The 21,226-nt window shown below is 42.4% G+C and carries 14 protein-coding genes and 1 pseudogene; 14 read left to right on the top strand and 1 reads right to left on the bottom strand.

What is annotated here, in order from left to right; all coding sequences use genetic code 11:
- Positions 1-39 precede the first annotated feature (39 nt).
- Positions 40-2,082, bottom strand: coding sequence for an oligopeptidase A (gene prlC, locus AAA946_RS00345; RefSeq protein WP_338163196.1), 2,043 nt, complete (start codon positions 2,080-2,082; stop codon positions 40-42).
- Between the two features lie 186 nt (positions 2,083-2,268).
- On the opposite strand from prlC, the gene AAA946_RS00340 reads away from it, so the two are divergent.
- The 14 genes and pseudogenes from AAA946_RS00340 (at position 2,269) to AAA946_RS00275 (ending at position 20,851) form a co-directional block, all read left to right on the top strand.
- A complete protein-coding gene (locus tag AAA946_RS00340; protein WP_338165736.1) occupies positions 2,269-3,108 on the top strand; it encodes a 23S rRNA (adenine(2030)-N(6))-methyltransferase RlmJ in 840 nt (279 codons plus the stop codon).
- Positions 3,109-3,379: 271 nt separating this feature from the next.
- Positions 3,380-4,738: a glutathione-disulfide reductase gene (gorA, locus tag AAA946_RS00335; RefSeq protein ID WP_338163195.1), complete on the top strand. Its 1,359-nt coding sequence runs from the start codon at positions 3,380-3,382 to the stop codon at positions 4,736-4,738.
- 96 nt (positions 4,739-4,834) lie between these two features.
- Positions 4,835-6,160 (top strand): tyrosine-type recombinase/integrase, encoded by a 1,326-nt coding sequence (locus tag AAA946_RS00330; RefSeq protein ID WP_338163194.1) that lies wholly within the window; start codon positions 4,835-4,837, stop codon positions 6,158-6,160.
- A complete protein-coding gene (locus AAA946_RS00325) occupies positions 6,153-7,901 on the top strand; it encodes a hypothetical protein (RefSeq protein ID WP_338163193.1) in 1,749 nt (582 codons plus the stop codon). Before AAA946_RS00330 ends, AAA946_RS00325 begins: the two co-directional genes overlap by 8 nt.
- The gene (locus tag AAA946_RS00320) at positions 7,898-9,940 is read left to right on the top strand and encodes a hypothetical protein (protein WP_338163192.1); all 2,043 of its coding nucleotides are present in this window, start codon (positions 7,898-7,900) and stop codon (positions 9,938-9,940) included. The genes AAA946_RS00325 and AAA946_RS00320 overlap by 4 nt, the downstream gene beginning before the upstream one ends.
- Entirely contained in the window at positions 9,937-10,401 is a 465-nt protein-coding gene (locus tag AAA946_RS00315) for a hypothetical protein (RefSeq protein WP_338163191.1), read from the top strand. Before AAA946_RS00320 ends, AAA946_RS00315 begins: the two co-directional genes overlap by 4 nt.
- Before the next feature lie 272 nt (positions 10,402-10,673).
- Positions 10,674-11,588 (top strand): annotated as a pseudogene (locus tag AAA946_RS00310) (tyrosine-type recombinase/integrase); the annotation flags it as partial.
- A 386-nt stretch (positions 11,589-11,974) separates the two neighbouring features.
- The gene (locus AAA946_RS00305; protein ID WP_338163190.1) at positions 11,975-13,000 is read left to right on the top strand and encodes a hypothetical protein; all 1,026 of its coding nucleotides are present in this window, start codon (positions 11,975-11,977) and stop codon (positions 12,998-13,000) included.
- Positions 13,001-13,300: 300 nt separating this feature from the next.
- Complete coding sequence (locus tag AAA946_RS00300; protein ID WP_338163189.1) at positions 13,301-13,513, top strand: hypothetical protein; 213 nt, start codon at positions 13,301-13,303, stop codon at positions 13,511-13,513.
- Between the two features lie 298 nt (positions 13,514-13,811).
- Positions 13,812-14,018 carry a hypothetical protein gene (locus AAA946_RS00295; RefSeq protein ID WP_338163188.1) on the top strand — a complete coding sequence of 69 codons (207 nt, stop codon included), beginning with the start codon at positions 13,812-13,814 and terminating at the stop codon, positions 14,016-14,018.
- Positions 14,006-14,428, top strand: coding sequence for an antitoxin Xre/MbcA/ParS toxin-binding domain-containing protein (locus AAA946_RS00290; RefSeq protein ID WP_338163187.1), 423 nt, complete (start codon positions 14,006-14,008; stop codon positions 14,426-14,428). Before AAA946_RS00295 ends, AAA946_RS00290 begins: the two co-directional genes overlap by 13 nt.
- A 520-nt stretch (positions 14,429-14,948) precedes the next feature.
- Positions 14,949-16,034 (top strand): DUF4297 domain-containing protein, encoded by a 1,086-nt coding sequence (locus AAA946_RS00285; RefSeq protein ID WP_338163186.1) that lies wholly within the window; start codon positions 14,949-14,951, stop codon positions 16,032-16,034.
- Positions 16,034-17,686: an AAA family ATPase gene (locus AAA946_RS00280; RefSeq protein ID WP_338163185.1), complete on the top strand. Its 1,653-nt coding sequence runs from the start codon at positions 16,034-16,036 to the stop codon at positions 17,684-17,686. Before AAA946_RS00285 ends, AAA946_RS00280 begins: the two co-directional genes overlap by 1 nt.
- Positions 17,687-18,136: 450 nt before the next feature.
- Complete coding sequence (locus AAA946_RS00275) at positions 18,137-20,851, top strand: TrlF family AAA-like ATPase (protein WP_338163184.1); 2,715 nt, start codon at positions 18,137-18,139, stop codon at positions 20,849-20,851.
- Positions 20,852-21,226: the final 375 nt, after the last annotated feature.

Below are 21,226 nucleotides of genomic sequence, written 5' to 3'. Positions count from 1 at the left end.
CCAAAGGTCAGAGGCTCTCATCGACATCAAGCTTACTAACTAAGCACTGATCCCAGAATGACGCAGCAAGGCATCAATCTGCGGCTCACGGCCGCGGAAGCGCTTAAACAGCTCCATCGGCTCTTCACTGCCACCCATTTCTAGGATGTGGTTTAGGAAGCTTTGACCGGTCTCTTTATTAAAGATGCCTTCTTCTTCAAAACGAGAATACGCGTCTGAAGACAGTACTTCTGCCCAAAGATAGCTGTAGTAACCCGCGCTATAACCACCCGCAAAGATGTGGCTGAAGCTGTGTGAGAAGCGGTTCCACTCTAAGCTTGGCAATACTGCGACTTTGGACTTCACATCCGCTAGCGTCTCTAGGACGCGTGCGCCAATGTCTGGATCGTATTCTGTGTGTAGCGTGAAGTCGAACAGACCGAACTCAAGCTGGCGCAAGATAAACATCGCCGATTGGAAGTTCTTCGCTGCCAGCATTTTGTCGAGCATCGCTTTTGGCAATGGCTCACCGGTTTCATAATGACCAGAAATAAACGCCAGCGCCTCTTCTTCCCAGCACCAGTTTTCTAAGAACTGACTTGGTAGCTCAACCGCATCCCAAGGCACGCCGTTGATGCCCGACACGGCACCGGTATCGATCTTGGTTAGCATGTGGTGAATACCGTGGCCAGTTTCGTGGAATAGTGTCACCACTTCATCGTGTGTGAACATGGCAGGCTTGTCACCGACTGGCTTGTTGAAGTTACACGTTAGGTACGCCACTGGAGTTTGCAGTTCGCCGTCAGCTTTGGTGCGACGCACTCGACATTCGTCCATCCATGCGCCGCCACGTTTGTGCTCGCGCGCATACAAGTCTAGATAGAAGCTGCCGCGCAGCGTGCCTTCACTATCGAAGATATCGAAGAAACGTACCGACTCATGCCAGCTATCCACGCCTTCACGCTCCGTAATTTGCATGCCGAAGACGCGATTAAGCACCTCGAACAGGCCGCTAACCACTTTTGATTCTGGGAAGTATGGACGCAGTTCTTCGTCTGAGAACTGGAATAGGTGCTGCTTTTGCTTCTCACTGTAGTAAGCGATATCCCAAAGGTTTAGCTCAGTGACGCCGAACTCTTTTTCGGCAAATTGGCGTAGCTCTTCAACTTCACGCTCACCTTGAGGCTTAGCTTTCGTCGCAAGATCGTTCAAGAAGCCAAGCACTTGTGCTGGGCTCTCAGCCATTTTGGTCGCCAGTGATTTCTCACTGAAGGTACCAAAGCCAAGCAAGCGTGCAATTTCATGACGCAGTTTCAGCTGCTCTGAAATGATATCCGTGTTGTCCCACTGACCCGCAGTCGGACCACGATCAGAGGCACGAGTGACGTACGCTTCGTACAACTCTCTGCGCAGCGCTTGGTTATCACAGTAAGTCAGAACCGGAAGATAAGATGGGATATCGAGTGTTAATAGGTAGCCTTCAAGCTCTTTCGCTTCAGCCGCCGCTTTCGCTGCTGCCAGTGCCGATTCAGGCATGCCTGCCAGCTCTTTCTCATCGGTGATGTGCTTAGTCCAGCCCATAGTGGCATCGAGCACGTTGTTCGAAAACTGTGAGCCTAGCTCTGACATGCGTTTGCTGATTTCGCCGTAGCGATGCTGCTCGTCTGCTGGCAAACCAATGCCTGAAAGCTCAAAGTCACGTAGGGAATCTTTGATGGTTTTTTGCTGAGCTTGGCTGAGCGCAGCAAACTCATCGCTGGTTTTGATCGCTTTGTAGGCTTCATATAAACCTTTGTGCTGACCCACCCAAGTGCCGTATTCAGACAAGATAGGCAAGCAGCTCTCATACGCTTCGCGCAGTTCGTCGCTGTTGACCACAGAATTCATATGGCTCACTGGTGACCAAAGGCGACTTAGCTTGTCATCAATCTCTTCGATTGGCGCAACAACATTGTCCCAGGTCGGGTTGGTATTGCCTTCAAGCACCGCATCAATCTTCGCGCGGCAGGCATCAATCGCTTGCTCGACTGCTGGTTTCACATGTTCTGGTTTAATTTGTGAAAAAGGAGGTAAGTCGGTAAACGTCAGTAATGGGTTTGACATGCAGCGTCCCTTTTTAGTTATTGGGTTCCCTCACTCATTTGGTAGCAAGTGAGCGTAATTATTAAATAAATGTAGTCATTGGACTCGAATTTCAATCCTTACGACATGACGAAGTTGTAAGATCTCTGCCGCTTCGGGAAAGAAGAGGTTATACTTCGTGCATTATTGTCTAACCGAGTCATTATTTTGCTGAGCTATCGTCACAGTTTTCACGCGGGCAACCATGCCGATGTCGTGAAGCACATAGTACAAAGTCTTATCCTTAATTCTCTAAAAAACAAGGAAAAGCCATTCGTTTATCACGACACCCACTCTGGCGTTGGTCGCTACGATCTGACCCATGAATGGTCAGAGAAAACGGGCGAATATAAGCAAGGTATCGGCAAGCTTTGGGGTAATTCAGACATCCCAGAAGACATCGCCAGCTACATCGAGTCGATTGATACGCTAAATAACGGCGATGCACTGCGTTACTACCCTGGTTCACCGCGTGTGGCACGCGCACATCTGCGCCCGCAAGACCGTATGGTGCTGACCGAGCTGCACCCAAGTGACTTCCCGCTACTGGAGCAAGAGTTTCATCGCGACCGTCAGGTGAAAATCTTTAAAGAGGATGGTTTTAAACGCCTTAAAGCGAGCCTGCCACCAACAGAGCGTCGCGGCTTAGTACTGATTGACCCACCCTACGAGCTCGCCAGAGAGTATCGCGATGTGGTGACCGCGATTGCACAGAGCCATAAGCGTTGGGCAACGGGTATTTACGCAATTTGGTACCCAGTGGTGAATCGTTACGACATCGACGATATGATTGATGGTCTAGAAGGGCTCGGCATTCGCAAAATCCTTCAAATAGAGCTTGGGGTTTCTCCTGACACCAATGAACGCGGCATGACAGCTTCGGGCATGATTGTTATCAATCCTCCATGGATGCTTGAGCAGCAGATGAAAGAGATTCTGCCATACCTTAAAGAGAAAATTGCCCCAGCAACAGGTCACTTTAAAGTCGAATGGATTGTGCCGGAGTAATCCCGCTCAGCCCCACTTCCAACGCAGCAGACTGATCGCTGCTGCGTTTACCTTCCATCACCCCACAACCTCATCGATCACCCTTTCTTAATATCAATCGCTATTAGTCATAATCAACTCCGCTTTTTCCCATTGGAGAAAGTTGCTAGACTCGATTTATCATACGGACAGAGATTGTTGCTCGCATTTTGGGTTGTTGAGTTCTCACGACCGCGCCCCAATATGCTTTAGTACTAGCAATCAAAATATTTATAAGCTCTTGGAGAACGTAATGGCAACGCATTTTGACTATATCTGTATTGGTGGCGGCAGCGGCGGTATCGCATCTGCAAACCGTGCGGCAATGTATGGCGCGAAGGTTGCGCTTATCGAAGCGAAAGACCTAGGCGGTACTTGTGTAAACGTTGGCTGTGTCCCTAAGAAGGTGATGTGGCACGGCGCGCAAATTGCTGAAGCGATGAACCTATACGCGGAAGACTATGGTTTTGACGTTGACGTTAAAGGCTTCGACTGGAACAAGCTGGTTGAGAGCCGCCAAGCGTACATTGGTCGTATCCACCAATCTTACGATCGCGTACTCGGCAACAACAAAGTAAACGTTATCAAGGGCTTTGCTAGATTCGTTGACGCAAAAACCGTTGAGGTTGATGGCGAGCTATATACAGCAGACCACATCCTTATCGCTGTCGGTGGTCGTCCAACGATTCCAAACATCCCAGGTGCGGAATACGGCATCGACTCAAACGGCTTCTTCGACCTAGATGCACAACCTAAACGTGTTGCTGTAGTCGGTGCAGGTTACATTGCTGTTGAGATCGCAGGCGTGCTAAGCGCACTGGGTACAGAGACACATCTGTTCGTTCGTAAGGAGTCACCGCTACGCAGCTTCGATCCAATGATCATCGACACTCTCGTCGAAGTAATGGATGCAGAAGGTCCGACACTGCACACTCAATCTGTGCCAAAAGAAGTGGTTAAAGAAGCAGACGGCAGCCTGACTCTTCACCTAGAGAACGGTGAGAGCCAAAACGTTGACCAGCTTATCTGGGCAATTGGTCGCCACCCAGCAACAGACGCTATCAACCTAAGCGTAACGGGCGTTGAAACTAACGATCGCGGCTACATCAAGGTTGATGAGTACCAAACAACCAACGTTGAAGGCATCTACTGCGTGGGCGATATCATGGAAGGTGGTATCGAGCTAACACCAGTGGCAGTTAAAGCGGGCCGCCAGCTTTCTGAGCGCCTATTTAACAACAAGCCAAACGCGAAAATGGACTACGACCTCGTTCCAACCGTAGTATTCAGCCACCCACCAATCGGCACTATCGGTCTAACTGAGCCAGAAGCAGTTGCGCAATACGGCGAAGACAACGTGAAAGTGTACACATCTGGCTTCACAGCGATGTACACCGCAGTCACTAAGCACCGTCAGCCTTGTAAGATGAAACTAGTATGTGCGGGCGAGGATGAGAAAGTCGTGGGTCTACACGGTATCGGCTTTACGGTTGATGAGATGATTCAAGGCTTTGCGGTAGCGATGAAGATGGGCGCAACCAAAGCAGACTTTGATTCTGTTGTTGCTATCCACCCAACGGGCTCAGAAGAGTTCGTTACCATGAGGGGTTAGTGTAGGAAAAGCATCTTACACACGTAAATAATTCTGGAAAATAATCAATCACTGTCTATACTGTATGTATGGACAGTGATGTTTTCAGGATGATTTATGACATACCTTGTGCACTCCAGCGATGTCTTCAAAGAGACTAAGCTAAAAAAACTGGATGATGGTACATTCTATTGCCAACCTTCCAATGACAATATCGGTTCACTACCAACACTCTTTTCGCAAGATGGCATCTTCAATCACGAAGCCAACAGCTATCTATTTTATCTCAAGGCCGTAAAGGAGGCGGAAGACCTATCTCCCTGCGCACAAGCATTGCGTGCCTACTATCAATTCCTTGAAGACAAGGGGTTAAATTGGGATAAATTCCCACCAGTCAAACGGCTCAAGCCAACTTATCTGTTCCGCTCCCACCTACTCAAGAAAATAAAGCAAGGCGAGCTTGCCCATAGCACAGCCAGTGTTCGTATGAATCAGGTCGTCAACTACTATAAATGGTTGATGCACGATGGCTATCTACGCATAAAAAACGAGAAGGAAGCCCCATTTAAAATGGAGTTTGTCTCTGTCCGGAACAATGGAATGCTTGCCCATATATCCCCAACCTTCATTGTGGAAACCAGTGATTTACGCATAAAAGTACCAAGGGATTCGGATAGCAAAAACATCAGACCGCTATCCCCTTTAAGCCTTGATGCCCTGAGCATTTTGACTAAACACCTTCTACAAACATCTGAAGAGCTGCGCTTACAAGCCTTACTTGCGATTGATACTGGAATGCGAGTTGCAGAAGTGGCAACCCTAACGCTAGATGCACTAGACACAGCAACCCCGTTTGCTGAGAGTGAGCATCGCCTAGAGATTCTATTATGCCCCAGCTCCACGGGGGTTCAGACCAAGTTCCTGAAAACTCGGACTGTAGAGATTTCATCAGATTTACTTCAATCATTGAATAAGTATCGAACTTCAGAGCGCCGCCTGAAACGTGTCGCCAAGATGGCTGAGAAAATTGAGCTGTTGGATAGCGACGCCCCTCCTTTCAACCAGAAGACCACTGAAATACTAGAGCACTGTAAACGCCACGAACCGCTTTTTGTCAGCCAGCAAGGTAACCCTGCAACAGGGAAATCCATTGAAGCTCGATGGGTTGAGTTCAGGGCTGACATAAAACAGACAAAACCATCATTTACCCATCGCTTCCATGATTTACGTGCCACTTATGGCACTTATCGTCTCAGTGACTTGCTAGAAGCCAAATTACCCGTAGTCGAATGCATGGAGCTTCTGATGGGCTGGATGGGACATAAAGATGAGAGCACGACTTGGAAATATTTACGCTATCTAGAACGTAAAGAGGCATTTAAAGTCAAATTTGGCATCCTCGATAGCATCATGCACGAAGCGCTAGGGGGTGATGATGAGTAACGTAGCCTATATAAGTGGCTGGAAGCATGAGCTGTGTATTGAGTTAGATACAGAGTTCAATTATAGGGCAGACTTTAATCGCTTCTTGGTCAAAGGAGTTCCTTCTACAGAGCTGTTGCAACAAGGAGAGGGATTTGAAGATGCCTGCCGAGATGGGGTTATTCTTCAACTCAAATCTCGATTTGACGACATGATCGAGGAAGGAGCAAGTCATAACACACTCTATGATATTTTTAATAAATGCTCTATCTATCTTCGATGGTGCGATAAATATAATGAGAATGCCTTTACTCAAGCTTCTCTAGAAGGCTATATGCAACATGAGCAAACCCAAGCCATGCTTGGTGAGATGAAAAAATCTTACTACAAACAAAAGCGCTCTCGAATGTCCACATTATTTACAAGTTGTTTGGATTTCCCACATTCCTACTTTGATAATGTGGCGATATTGGATGACAGTGATACAAAGTCATTTGAAGCTTATTCTCGCAGCGACTTAAACCAACTTCTTCCGTTTTTAAGGAGCCTTTTTAAACAATGCTACTTACAGTTTGTTCAAGCTCCTGAAATGCATATCAATGCACACAAGAACATATCTACTATGACATTTCATTGGAAAGGAAGTGACTACGAGTTATGTGGTGGAATTAGCAAAATGATGTGTGCAGGAACTTTTCTCTTATCGTATTACACCTACGCAAATACTTCCGATTTATTCCGTCTAAAACAACCTGTCAATGCCTCCACAACATTGGGTGAGGTTTGGTACACCATGCCAGCATTTAAGCGCAGAGCATTCAAAACCATTCTTGTCGAAATGGGAAATCATGAGCTTGAAATTCCCAAGTACGCTATGAACTTTTTTGATAGTTTACTCAACGCTTCAAAACTGATTTCCACTGACGAAAACGCAACCCTACTCCAAACCGTTGCCAAAGGAAAGGTTACCGCAATGAAAACCAACATATTGCAAGCTTTCCTGCATAGATGGGTTGAAAAGCACTTTACTTTTATCGATCAAAAAGAACGTAGATTGCGCCCTGTAGTCAGTCGTTTTCGTGAAACAGGGGCTCAGATAACCGCTTACCATCAAGGTGCAATGGTCAATGACGTTATGCTGAACAACAAACCCAATACCCGAAAGAAAAGCTACAGCGAAGGCAATCGAATTTCTAACAACGGTATGATGCAAGACGCCATGTCGATAAAAGAAGAGCAAGTAAAAAATGGGACGACCGTCAAAGAAGCTCAGTCGAATTTAGGTATCAAAGTCTTGGTTATAGAGGAAGAAAACAAGATAAGTTTGCCTAATTTAAGCCGCACTCCCAATGGAGGAAGCTGTGCTTCACCATTTGGTGACAAGTCTAAAAAATACACTAAAAAAGCCATTAAACAAGGGCTTGCAAGCGAAGGCGAACGGTTAGCATGCGCAGACCTATTAGCTTGTTTTGGCTGCGTCCATCAAGTCATCGTTCAATCCCTTGGTGATCTCTGGTGCCTGCTGAGTTTTAAGGCTTGCATTGAGGAATCTCTTTATATTCATTTGGATGCCAGCCATTACCGTAAAAATTTTGAAGATATTGTCAAATTCATCGAGATAAAAATCCTACCAAATATAAATAGCCGCTTGTTAAGGCTAGCGGAAAAAAAGCTTGGAGATGAGGGGTATCACCCAATCTGGGGTGATGCTGACTCTGTGCTTGCCCTTATTCCGCAAAGTCCCAACGAGGTGAAACAATGAACACCACACACCTTTATGAGCATGACTTTCCCGAAGAACACAAAGTCACAGACGTCGATGTTGTCACTTTGTATCATGAAGGTCGACTTGAAGAGTTGGATGCTGTTGTTATCTGCAAAGATACAAATGGGAAAGTAACCGCAACCTTTGGTCAAAGTAATTGGGACTGTTTACCTTTTTCTAGGAAAATAAGCAAAAACAGCCTTAATTATCATGAGTTTACAGTAAACCCTCAACTGCAAAGAGAACTAAAGTTACTAACTTTTGGGTGGTTATTTAACAAAAGCCCCAAACAGAAAAAGGCATTGTCTTTTACAGGTACTCAATCTCGACAAACGGATATAAAAAGAGCTTATCGTTTTCTTGCGTCGCTAGGGTTACCTTCCATCAAGGCATTATCCTCCCCTTCAATCTGGACAAAGTTTGAAAGCTACCTTAAGGAGCAAAACTACGCAAAAGGTACACTTTCAAGACTATTTACTTCGATAAACGGTGCGATACATGATGCCTCTTGGCACAAACTTGAGTTATGTATTAGTCCAATTAGGTGTAACGAGTTAGCCAGCCTACTTAGCAATAAAGATGTGCAGCAAACTTTAGTTATTCCAGAGCGTTTGTGTAATGCCATTTATAGCGAAGCAATTGACCTTATTGAAACAGCGCAACCTCATGCTCAGTTAATTGCTGACACCGAAAATGCCCTTCAACATAACTACCTTATGGGTAAACAATCTCTTGATAAAAAGGTGGCGCAGGGTCACACCTATTCGTTTATGGATAGTAATGGTTTTGATAGCCGCAAATATGCATCCAGTATTCCAGATCATCAACCCAAAGACCCCAAGTCCATTATTGCACCACTATCTTTGAAACTACCAAACGTAACTCTTAATAATGCAAATGCGTTTAGGCAGTATTTAGGACAGCTTATCACTGCAAGCTACATTGTTTGTGGTGGATTTAGCGGAATGCGAGATTCAGAGTTAGATAAACTCACATCCAATAGTTACTACAAAGACACCTTTAATGAGCGTGACTACCACATGTTGCAATCGCACACCTTTAAATTAGGTGAAAAGCGAGAAACTTGGGTAACAGCAGCAGTCTCAAAAACGGCTATCGATTTAATGACTATATTAACGAAGCGCTGGCGGCAAGATACTTCTTATCCTGACCCTAAGTACATAGGCTCTCTGTGGGTAAACCAAGGCACTCGCTCTCAAGCTCCCAAGCCTATCGCGGATTGGAATAATAGATTGCAGCGTTTTTGTGAGCAATTAAACCTTGTGGTTACAACGGATGATTACAAAGAGTGCTTAAAGTCAAATCCTCGCTCAAGAGGACGTGTGAAAAAGTATGTTGTTGTCGGTAAGCCTTGGCATTTCACTACTCACCAATTTAGGCGCACACTAGCATTTTACTGTGTGAATAACCGCTTAGGGACATTAGTAGCGCTTAAGCAACAGTTTAAGCACCTATACCTCTCAATGACAGAGTGGTACACCAACGGAGGTAAACTGGCTAGTCTGCGAAACCTAAAGGTAGATACAAAAATACAGCAGGCGCTCAAAGAAATTAATGCCGAAACCACTGCCAATAAAATCTTCAAGCAATGGCATTCAGATGAAACCCTCTCAGGCACTCATGGTAAAGCGATCATGAAAATGCGGGGGGATGTTCCGACAATCTATAGCTCTTGGGACGTTATATACAAGGCAGTCAAAGATGGAAAGTTAACGCTTCATGGTTCAATGCACAGTTATTGTAAGTCAGGTTATCAATGCGATATGGATGGTGTTGTAGCCCCTCAGTTCTGTGTGGATTGCGGCTCTGGTAGTAGCATCATTGACAAGCAACAGGCTAAATGGTGGCAGAAAAAACACCGTAGCTTGGTGGCATATATGGAGTCTGGAGAAAAAATTTCGGTGAGTGAGCATTCTCACTATGTCACGCAAGTAAGAGCCGCTGAGAAGGTTATGGTTGACTTTGATATGCCCTTTACCCCTTTTGAGCCTGATTTGAAGGTGACTAGCTTATGAGCAAGAGCAAGAGCGAGAACACACTCCTAAAATTAGAGGCAGCCCTAGAACGCATTAGGCAAGGAAAGCCCAAACGTATCCCTATCCACCGCAAACTGAGTGTACGCGCTGTTGAGGAAGAGGCTAACTTGGGTAATGGAAGCGGCTATTACTATCCTGAGTTTGTAGACAAGGTTAAACAAACCAAAGCTGATATTGCAGAAGGCAAAGGTGAAACCGTCCAACCAGAGATACAGACGGTACGCACCAAACTCAATGAGCAAAAGCGGATTAAGCAAAACTTCAAGGCAAAGTACGAGTCTGAAAAAGAGAAGTTAGCTTTGTTTGTAGCAGCCCAACACCACCTTAATGACAAGCTGGTTCATGCATTAGCTCGTATTGATGAGTTAGAGTATGAAAATGCTAGTCTGAAAACAGAACTAACAGAATTAAAGCGAAACAAAATAGTTTCCATCAAGTAAGCTGACTTATACCCACTTGTTAAGGTTAAAGTGGGTATGCTTTTATTTCTTCAATGGATTAATCCCCCATAACCTCCGCTTTCACTATGGCTTTGACAGCACCTCCTGCATGACCTCTATCAAAGCATATACCTGTTTTTTTTTAAGATGTTCGTAATCCCAATACCAAATGATGTCAATCGTGGCACTATGCACTTGAAATGTAAAGATTTTTTGATCAAAAAACTAGTTATTTATATTGACAATGATCAGGGTGGTGACTACGTTGACTAATTCAATTGAGGGAAGAGCATTATAAGCGTAGGCAGGAGGGGGTCAAAGGGGTTATTGAGGGTGTTAAGATTACTCATAACGCTATACCTTCCAAGAATGAGGTAAGGAAACGACATCCTGTATCGGAAGATTATGCCCTACGTGTGTGGGAGTATATAAAAACTCAGAAAGGTAAAGATAAACGCCGACGGGACATGGCTTTATATACAGCTATGGAGCAATTAGGTGCTCGTGTGACAGAGCTTCATTTGATTAAAGTCACCGATTATGAAAATGCAAGACGCACAGGTATGCTCACTCTTACCACTTTGAAGCGTAAGGACGATAAAACAACGCGAGTGATTCCCGTACCGCATGTATTACTATCAATGATTGCGGACTACATTAAAGTCCGTAAGAAAGTGATGAAGAGAAAAAAAACTCAGCATAACTACCTTTTTGTCTCTTTAACCACTGGTGAACCCTTGTCCGCCAGCTCATGGACAACGTATATGAATCTATGGAAAAAAAAGCTTGGCATCAGAGGGGAAGTGCATCCACACCTGTGGAGACACGCATTCATTACCGACAAGCTAAAAGAACTTATATCTACCACCCAAGAAGTAAACGACAAAGATGATTTTCGTAAGCATTTACTGCATACACAGACGTTTAAGATGCAGCTTCAGCAGTGGACAGGCCACACAATGCTTAGTTCTTTGGATACCTACATTGATTTAGCTTTTGCAGATATTCACGGGTATACAGAGGTTTACAATGCAGTTTCACTCAGGTCGAGTGTTGTACTTGCTAAACGTAAGGTAGATTTTTTACAAGAGCAGATAGCTAGAAAAGAGTTAACACCTACCGTAGCGTTGCGAGAGGTTAGGCTCTTACTGGAAGCCTTCCAATCTGATATTGAAAAAGCATCGTGAGATTAGCTGCAACCGACCTATCATCATCGTGAAGCCTCTGAGTGTATTGCTAATCCCTCTGCATCATTTAGTTGATAACACAGCCTATTTTTCGAAAATTGAACTTTAAAATTGAACAGAAAGTGTTCAATCAGTTTGTTTTTTTGAAAAAATACCTTTATTTCTAGTTGTTAACAATATGTTATGTCAACTGTTTTTTATTTACTGTTTCGTAATGCTAAATATTTGAAATAAAAAGCTAATAAAAGAATTAATTTTAGCGTTTCTACTTTTTATTAATACCATGTTTGTAATTAATGTCAAGATAATCAGAAACTTATTTTATATTGGTCTTTTTTTTGAATGGGGATAGTATTCTTCCGAACCAGAAAGTGAGGATAATTTTAGTGATTAAGTTTAGACCTAATCTACCAATTCCAATAATGGTATCTAAAGATATTATTGAGCTCTGCATGACATGTAATGTTCAGAGAGATACGGAAAAACGTTCGAAAAAACTCTATTCTTTTATAAAGAAGAATAATTTTGTTCCTTCTTGGAATGTATTTTTAGTGGTTTTGAAAAATCATTCTGGTGTCTCAAAAGACGAAATTACAGAAGAGTTGCTATTTGAGATGGCACAACTAGATATGCTTGAGTTAATAGACGGACATACAAGAGAATATCTAGACATAATGAAAAAGATACAGCTGCCAGAAAAGATAATGTTAATGGTTATTCTTGAGGAAGATATAGTAAAAATTAGTGATCTATATGATTCAGCGGATTCTAGTGGAGCGCATAAAACTTGTTCTGATATTGTTTGCGGAATGATGAGAAAATACTTAGGGCACCTACCAAAACAGAGCATTTTGAAGAATTCAAACCTAAAAACCGCATTTGAGATAGCCTTCAATAGTGGGGTTAACATTGATGTTTCAGAGTTGTATGGCCTCATGGATAAGCACCCGTTGGCTTTTAATGCACTAAAGAAAATCGAACGACATCCTACAAAGTTTTTAGAGGCAAAATTCCCTACAGTTATATTAGCTGGTATGCTCTTGTCGGTATTGCGTGATGGTGACAGGGCTCTCAGTTTTTGGTCTGACTACAACAACGATTTAGGATCGACAACAAAAGGTTATATGGATGCTATACAGATGATGAGCCAGTATCGGATTGACCTACTGCACTATGCTAGTACCAAGAATAAAAATCCGACTAAACCAGCGGAGTTCCATACGCCTCTAGTTGGTCGTGATGGACATGAACATTATTTACCTAAGGTTCTATCTTATTATAATGGTTGGACAAAAGGGAAACCCTACAAAACAAAGATGGTAGGTGGTTGGTACGTAAGAGCGAAAGTTTCAATGACCGTGAAGGACTTTCTAGGAGGGAAAAGTTACTTAGAATATACTATTTTAAATTAGTGCTTACTGGTTATGAGATAGTATCTGTTTTTGGGTGGTATTTATATCCATTCTAGAGTGTGAATTTATTCCGAACTAGTTGTATACTTTTAAGTTGTTAATTTTCTAATGATTATTTTGCTGGTGAGAGTGTGCTATTTGTACTGTGTGCTAGATAGAAATAATTATTAGATACATGGTCTCTTTCTATGTTGAAAATCTATAAAATAACACTGCTAGGAATTTTGCTTTAATTAACGGGTGTGGTGGACTTGCCATATGGTTCAACATGCTCATAGATATATAATAGAGGTTGCCGGTATGAAAGTTCCACTCCCAGATTTGGTGCCATTTGAATTACAAGGCTCGCCATTTCCGGTTGTCGACCCGAGTGAATTACCTCTCAATATCAATAGAGCACTGGATAGATTTATGATAGGTAAAACTATTAGTCATCCTATCTATATTTATAGTCAGGATTGGTTGGAGTTCTGTAGTGCGGTTGAGCAAGGTTATATCAAGATAGATTCGTGACTAAGATTTGCTTATATAGCTAGATATTCAATGGTTGTTTTTTTATGTCTCACAACCTATATCGGAAGCGTGGCTACCGAAATCTAGCGAATCGGTGGGTTTTCTAGAATCTCAAACTCTGGTTGGGTTGTGCAACACTCAATCTACTGTGCTGGGTGGGACTGCACCCAGCTTACCTTGTTTCTCGTTGCCATTGCTTTCAAATGGTGTAAACCAGACTTCGAATAAACAGTTCTCTTCAAAACAGGAATCTGCTAGCTCTGTATATTCTTTATAGAGGTAACGGTGAGGATACATCATGGCGAAAGCAGTTAGTCTGAGAGAGCGTGTGGAATCAGATATGTTAGATCTATTGGCAGCGGACATCGATGCACACCCAGAGAAATTGTATTACCCGACACAGGCTGAGATTGATGAGGTAAGAGCTCTTGTAGAGGGTGTAGTTGTCGATATCGACACCCTAGAGGCGATCGAAGACGGAATGAGCAACCAATGCTTACAGTAGCATATCAGAGGCTAGGTGGGGAAGAAAGTAGTGCTGATACAGTGTATCAGGTAGTTGAGGTAATTAGAGATGGTCTCCCTGTTATTTTTTTTGAAAGGGGTACGGAGCTATTGGGCGTTACTCGTCAGGATTACGCCAGTCTTATTGGCCTGCGTCTGAGTGAGGTTCAGTTAGCGAAAAAGCGCAACATCAGACTTAGTTCATCATCTAGCGAGCGTATTCTGATGATCTCCAATCTGGTAATTCTATGCGACGATTATTTTGGCGATATTGAGAAACGTAATCGTTGGTTAAATCGCCCAAACCTGACCCTAGGAAATATGCCACCGCTAGCCATATGCGATACAGCTATGGGTATAAGTCTGGTTAACGATATTATCACGAGGATGAAACTCGGTTTTGCTGCGTAGGGTAATCTGCTAAACATAAAATCGACATTATGCAGATTCTACGTCTAGTAATTAAGTAGTGGAGAGGCACAATGAGGGATGACTTTGACGCAATCTTGAGGCAAAAGCGTGAATCGCAGAAGAGGCATTATAAGCGTTTGTTCGAGACTCGCGAAAACGGGACTTACGAGGTGGACAGGCGCTGTCTTCGTTCTAGGTTGATCAAAAAAGAAAATCTACCTAGACTGTCGGTAAAAAATTTACCGGACTTTGATTAGTCTCGACTGTAACGCACCTACGTTACAGTTGATTTTTGAGCTGAATTTTGTCTGCAAGGCACTGACAATTGAGGATGTTGAAACATAAGCAATAGTTGCTAACGGACAGTACTTTACTTAGCTTTCCTGTTTCTTTGATGCAGTTCACACATTCTAACTATCAGAATTTGTTACCTAATAGTTCATGCTAATGCTACTATTTGCATTCAATCGAATTAATGATGTGATTACGTGAGTCTATTGAACTAAACGTAAGGGAGTATATGGGTTTAGCTGAAGCTTTGGTTAGTATTCCGCAATCTGAAAGAGGCGGTGAGATTGCTCAACGTGGGTTTGACTATCAAACTTGTTGGGCATTGTCTCAAATGCTCGAATATGAACTGGATGAAAAGAACTATGTGTTTATTTTCGAATATCATGATGATGTTCTTATTCTTGATGACGAAGTTTCCCCAACAGACCTTACATTTGCTCAAGTGAAAACAAGAGAGAAACACTGGACCGTGTCCACTCTGAGTAGCGGCACTAAGAAGAAACCCGTATCGATTATCGGTAAGCTATTTATTCATCATAAGAGCTTCGCCGAATATTCACCCAAGCTACTGTTTGTAACTAATGCCTCTTTCAATCTGTGTGAAGAAAATGGTGGTAAGTCTTGTTTTGGTGCAAATGAAGTTAAAGAAGAGCATCAGATAAGCTTTAAGAAAGCAATCAAAGAGCAAGTTGAGCTTGATGACTCCAGTATCGATCTTTCGGTTATGCGATTTGTTCAATCCTCATTAAGCTTAGATGACCACATTACACACCTAAAAGGTAAGCTATGCGATTTCCTTAGCAAGAAGTTTGGCGATAGCACTAACTTGAGTGTCAATGCATTAGCGTCCTTGCTAGAACAGGCATGTCGAGACAAATCCAAGGTAAAATCCGCAGATATTATTGATTTTTCCGATCTTATCTCTCGAAAAGGTTTCTCATCAGAAGCGCTGAACAATGTGCTTGATTCATTGAATGTAAGTAATAGTTTAAAGCCTGATTGGGACAAAGCGAGCCCCCTGTTCAATGATCTTGGCAAAACATCGCTCCAACTCATTATACTGCAAGCCACATTCTCACAAGTTTGCATCGAGCTTAACCAAAACACAAAAAATCCATCGACCGTGTATCTAGAATATGCAGTAAGCCTTTATGATGAGGTGAGTGTCCACTCGGATTTGAAATTATACGTAACTGAAACTATGCACAAAATTGATGCGCTTTGTCCAGATTATGCATTGACTCTAAAGTCAGGGAAGAAAGAATGTATCGTTGTTTACTCAGTGATCCAGAAGCTTTTTGAGGGAGGTGAATAATGAAAAGCATCTACTTCAAAAGTGCCCATATACTATCTCTTCGCGATAAGAAAGGATTCTCTTTCAAGTTCTCTCCTGACATAAATATTATTACTGGTGAGAACGATACAGGTAAATCTAGCTTTATTAAGAGTCTATATCATACATTAGGTGCTGATGTTCGACTGGACAAAAAGTGGAAAGAAGATGACTTTGTTTCGAAAGTTGTTATTTGTGTCAATAACCGTGATTACGCTTTCCTTCGCCACGAAAAACGGATTTCCATTTTCGATATAACAGAAGGCCAAGAGCATCACTTAGTGACCTCTAGTTCTCGCACAGATATAGCATTAACTGTACGTGATATCTTTGGATTCAATTTGGAGCTTGTGACAAAAAGCAACTTGGTTCAGGGGCAAGCACAACCAGCAAGTCTCTATCTCCCTTACTATATTGATCAAGATAACGGTTGGGGAAAAGTTCTAGATTCATTCACCAGCTTGGCAATGTATAAGGACTGGCAAAATAACATCTTGAATTTTCATGCTGGTGTAAAGCCCAAGGAATATTACACTTTGCAAGGAAAGATCAATTTAATTGATATCGATCTTGTTGAAATTCGCGCGACTTTAAAAGCTCTAGAGGCAGCTAAAAAGCGATTCGAAGAGTCATTTGGGAGAGTGCTTTTTGATGTTGACGTGCAATATTATGAAGAGCTGCTGGAGCGTTTTCTTCACAAGTGCCAAGATCTACATAAAGAAGAGACAGAATACAGAATTAAGCTCATAGAAGTATTGTCTCTGCGGGATGAATTAGTAGCAGAAATCGAGGAGTCAAAAAGACAGCTCGACGAAAATGATATCGATTCTTTGCCGCCATCAACAGACATTGAAGCGAGATATTTGGTTCTAGAGAACAGAGACAAGTTATTGCAAATCATACCAGAGTTGTATGAGCAAAAATGTGCATATGATGAGCAAGTTACGAAAATAAAAGAAGATTTAAAGAATGCCAAAAGGCTAAGCTCTGAACTCAAAGACATGCTTCAGGAAGTCAAAGAACAGTTGTCTCTTCAGGATGTTATTAAGTCTCAGGCAAGTAAGCAGGTTGAGGTAACGTTCGATGAGCAGATTAATGAACTGCTGAAAAAAATAGGTGAATTGGATGTTGCTAGAACTCAGCTTTCAGAAGACTTAGCAAAGTTCGAAGACAAGAAACGAGCAAAAGAAATCAATGATAGGTTTAAAGAGTCATTGAAGTTTGCGCAAACTGAGTTAGGTATCAAAGATCCCAAAGTTGGGACTATTCTTCAATATGGTCCGATTTCCAAGAGCGAAACAGGCAGCCGTGCTCCAAGAGCAATATTGGCATATCACTATGCTCTTCTCAAAACAATCGAGGACAAATCGACTAGTCCTATGCTTCCAGTGGTAATTGACTCACCTAAACAACAAGATCCTGATCCGCGCACAACGAAAAAGCTATTCGATTTATGTATTGATGGCCTATCAACTAATAGCCAGCTAATAATCGGCTCTGTTTCATTAGAAAGGGAGACAAATGAGTTTAAAACGCTCACGATGACTGAAAAATACAGCCTGTTAAAGACTGAGCTTTATGAGCAGGTTTATCACGAGATAATGCCTCTTTATCAACAAGCAGTGCTATCATAATCTGAAGACACCCCCTTTGCTAATGGGAGTGTCTTCAGATAGTCATACTAACCTATTCAATTCAGTTGGACACGCAGGAACTTAATCCCAAAGGTTTCGCACGTTTGGGACCAGTGTCTCTTGAGTTACCATTGTTGCCTTAATCAACAAAGTTCTAACCTAGATACATATCTATTCAGTAAAATGGATAGACAGACTTCATCATTCCATGGCTTTAGTGATTCTTGGTAGGATTAGTGAAGGTCGGTTGAATCGATGTAACTTTATCGAGTATGAGTACCTGAGTACAAAAAAACACATAATCTAAGTAACCTACATAAGAGCACTTTGATTAAATCTGGTTCTAAAAATCGATATTAGGAAAATGTTGATACTCGTCATGTGAATTAAATTGAATAAGTTAATTCCGCAAGGATAATGGAGTTATCCTTCATTTAGACGAACAAAGCTATGAACAACATTGTTGGTTCCAGATGGTGGAAGTTTGACTTTCACTCCCATACCCCTGCATCACTAGACTACAAAGTGCGAAACATTTCCCCGAGAGATTGGCTGCTAGGTCACATCGAACACGGCATCGAGTGTATTGCTGTTACTGACCATAACACTGCTGGCTGGATAGATTGCCTAAAGAATGAAGCGCAACAACTAAGGGAAGAAGGACATTCAATACACGTATTTCCCGGCGTTGAATTAAGCACACAGGGCAACGTTCATGTATTAGCTATCTTTGACCCTTCAGTAGATGCGCAACATGTCGCCATGTCGATGGGAGCCGCAGGATACACAGGAACTCTTGGTGACAGCGATACTGATGGCACCCAAAGTCCCGAACAGGTTGTAAAGGCCATTATTGAAAACCTTAATGGCGTAGCTATCCCTGCTCACATAGAACTTGATGGTTCTGGGGTATGTAAATTGGGGAGCAAGTCCGTATTGCGTGTATGTAAAGAGGCTGATGCTGTAGAGGTTGTCTTCCCCGAAAAAGAACAAATGTCGATTTACAGATCAACAGGCTTATCTTTACCGCAGATCATTGGTTCAGATTCTCATGCTCCAAATGAGAATGGGAGAGCATTTACATGGGTCAAAATGTCTTCTCCTACCATCGATGGACTTAAACTGGCGTTGTTAGATGGTAATACATGTATAAGACGCTCTGATGAAGACTTTACCCCAAATACTTTACCTTCATCATACCTAAAAGAGTTAACTGTAAGTAACACCAAATACTGTGGCAGAGGGAGACCATTCAGTGTCAAATTTAACCCTTGGCTAAACTCAATTGTCGGCTCACGAGGTAGTGGCAAATCAACCTTAGCAGAGTTCATCCGTATCGCACTTAACAAGGCCGACGAAATTCTTCAGCTTGATGAAGCAAATGAGATCAGACGTAACTTCGAAAGATTCTTTAAAGTAGCGCGAGACCGAAATGATTATGGTGTTCTATTGAACAATAGCCAAGTTGAGTGTGTCGTCACAAAAAATAATATCGATTACAGAATCTCTTGGAGTCAGGATCAAAAACAGGCTGCTATATTCCGAGAGGACAATGGGCAATGGGTTCCAGAGTTAGGTGATATTCAAACCCGATTCCCAGTAAGCATCTATAGTCAAAAGCAAATTTTTGATATGGCTAAAGATCCTAACACATTGCTAGCCATCATAGATAACTCATCAGAAGTCGATATTCGAGCATGGCAAGAACATTGGGATGAGTTGAAAAACCAATTCATTCAACTTCGCACATCTGAACTAGGTTTTGTAAGTAAAGTTGACAACCTGAACACATTGAAAGGCCAACTCGCAGACGTTAATGCAAAGATTGCACACATAGAAGCATCTGGCCACGCTCAAATACTACAAAATTACAACGACCTATATCATCAAAAGAACTACGTGTCGGGCGCTATCGACCTTATGAGAAATGAGGTTCAGGCGATAACAAACAGTATCCAAAACTCTACAGGCTTAACGAGCACAAATGTCATTGATGAAGTTAAATCAGACCCAGCCTTAGCTCAAAACCTCCGACAAGCTGCACAGAAAATTGAGGAATGGAAACTCAAAGCTACTCAAGAGATTGGGCAAATTACATCTGAATTAATGTCGCTAGGCCAAACTGTAGAGAAATCAAACCTTTCGCAACTGTGTGGTAATGCCTATAGCAAATACAGTCAATTAGTTGCTTCGATGCAGCAACAAGGTATAAAAGAACCCTCTGAGTACAACACCTTAGTCAAAGAACGTATTGCACTAAACGCGAAAGTAGCGGATATAGCCGCTGCCGAACAACAACTAACTGTAACAAGAGAAGAAATCGGGAAATCTTATCAAAGCCTAATAGCATGGAGAAAGGATCTTACAAAACGCCGAGAAACTTTCGTTAACAAATACATTTCGCCACATCGAGATCTCAAGATTAAAATTGGTCAGTTACAACATTCGGAACACCTAGAGCAGTCTTTCCGTGAGCTGATTAATCGTGTAGATGGTGCATTTGCAAGTGATTTGATGGATGAGGATAGAAAGCAAGGTATCCTGTATACATTAAAAAACCAAATATCCCAAGCAGATGTGTCTCAAGCAAACTCTTCTTACGATCTGTTGCATCAGTTTAAGCTAGATGTATTTAACCACCATACATCGAAAACAAACATACTTGGTTGTACAATTGGCAAGCGGTTGTCATCTGTTATGGAGCAACTAGATAACTCCAGCTTAGATAAACTTTGGACTTGGTTTCCTGAAGATAACTTATCTGTAGAGTTTCACGATGGACGTCGATTCAAACCCCTTAGCCAAGGTTCCGCAGGACAGAAAGCAGCAGCCGTTCTATCATTCTTGCTATCGTATGGCGACGAGCCTCTCATCGTAGATCAGCCTGAAGATGACTTAGATAATGCCCTAATCTCTAAGCTAGTAATAACTAAGCTGCACGATATAAAGCCTAAACGCCAGTTTTTGATTATCACTCATAATCCAAATATCGTTGTAAATGGTGATAGTGAGTTAGTGATTGTGCTAGAAGACAAAGGAAACATTACGTTATCGGCAACAGGTGGCTTGCAGGAGCTACCAGTAAGACAAGAAGTATGCGAAATCATGGAAGGTGGTAAAGAGGCACTAGAAAAACGCTATAAACGAATGAAGTACAATAGCTAAACATCTGGAAAATAGTATACTTATACATATAGCTTTTAGGAAAAATGATCACAAATAACCATTTTTCTGGAAAATGCCCTGTAGCCTTTTCCTTTGTACCTTTCCAGATTTATTTCAGAAGCCACCTGTGTTGGTAGTTCGTTACTATGCGCTAAAAGCCGCGCAGCACAAATACTATGATTTCAGCCCAGTTTCGACTGGGCTGTTCTACATCTAAAGTTTCGAACCAACACACACCTTTGCGTAATCAAGCAAAGACTCATTCCTATCTAGCTTGAAACGCCTCGCATCGCTTGAATATCAAGCACAGGATTAATGGTTTTCACAGTAACTAGCACATAGCCTTTGTTTTAGTTTTTTCTGCTGGCCAACAGA

This window comes from Vibrio sp. 10N (assembly GCF_036245475.1).
GTDB lineage: Bacteria > Pseudomonadota > Gammaproteobacteria > Enterobacterales > Vibrionaceae > Vibrio.
Note: the sequence above shows the minus strand (reverse complement) of the source record. Positions and strands in the feature narration are given on the sequence as shown.

Coding starts and splice junctions, on each gene's coding strand:
- AAA946_RS00330 (WP_338163194.1), top strand. CDS start 4,835: ATGACATACCTTGTGCACTCCAGCGATGTCTTCAAAGAGACTAAGCTA.
- AAA946_RS00290 (WP_338163187.1), top strand. CDS start 14,006: ATGCTTACAGTAGCATATCAGAGGCTAGGTGGGGAAGAAAGTAGTGCT.
- AAA946_RS00315 (WP_338163191.1), top strand. CDS start 9,937: ATGAGCAAGAGCAAGAGCGAGAACACACTCCTAAAATTAGAGGCAGCC.
- AAA946_RS00275 (WP_338163184.1), top strand. CDS start 18,137: ATGAACAACATTGTTGGTTCCAGATGGTGGAAGTTTGACTTTCACTCC.
- AAA946_RS00280 (WP_338163185.1), top strand. CDS start 16,034: ATGAAAAGCATCTACTTCAAAAGTGCCCATATACTATCTCTTCGCGAT.
- AAA946_RS00285 (WP_338163186.1), top strand. CDS start 14,949: ATGGGTTTAGCTGAAGCTTTGGTTAGTATTCCGCAATCTGAAAGAGGC.
- AAA946_RS00320 (WP_338163192.1), top strand. CDS start 7,898: ATGAACACCACACACCTTTATGAGCATGACTTTCCCGAAGAACACAAA.
- AAA946_RS00295 (WP_338163188.1), top strand. CDS start 13,812: ATGGCGAAAGCAGTTAGTCTGAGAGAGCGTGTGGAATCAGATATGTTA.
- gorA (WP_338163195.1), top strand. CDS start 3,380: ATGGCAACGCATTTTGACTATATCTGTATTGGTGGCGGCAGCGGCGGT.
- AAA946_RS00300 (WP_338163189.1), top strand. CDS start 13,301: ATGAAAGTTCCACTCCCAGATTTGGTGCCATTTGAATTACAAGGCTCG.
- prlC (WP_338163196.1), bottom strand. CDS start 2,082: ATGTCAAACCCATTACTGACGTTTACCGACTTACCTCCTTTTTCACAA.
- AAA946_RS00325 (WP_338163193.1), top strand. CDS start 6,153: ATGAGTAACGTAGCCTATATAAGTGGCTGGAAGCATGAGCTGTGTATT.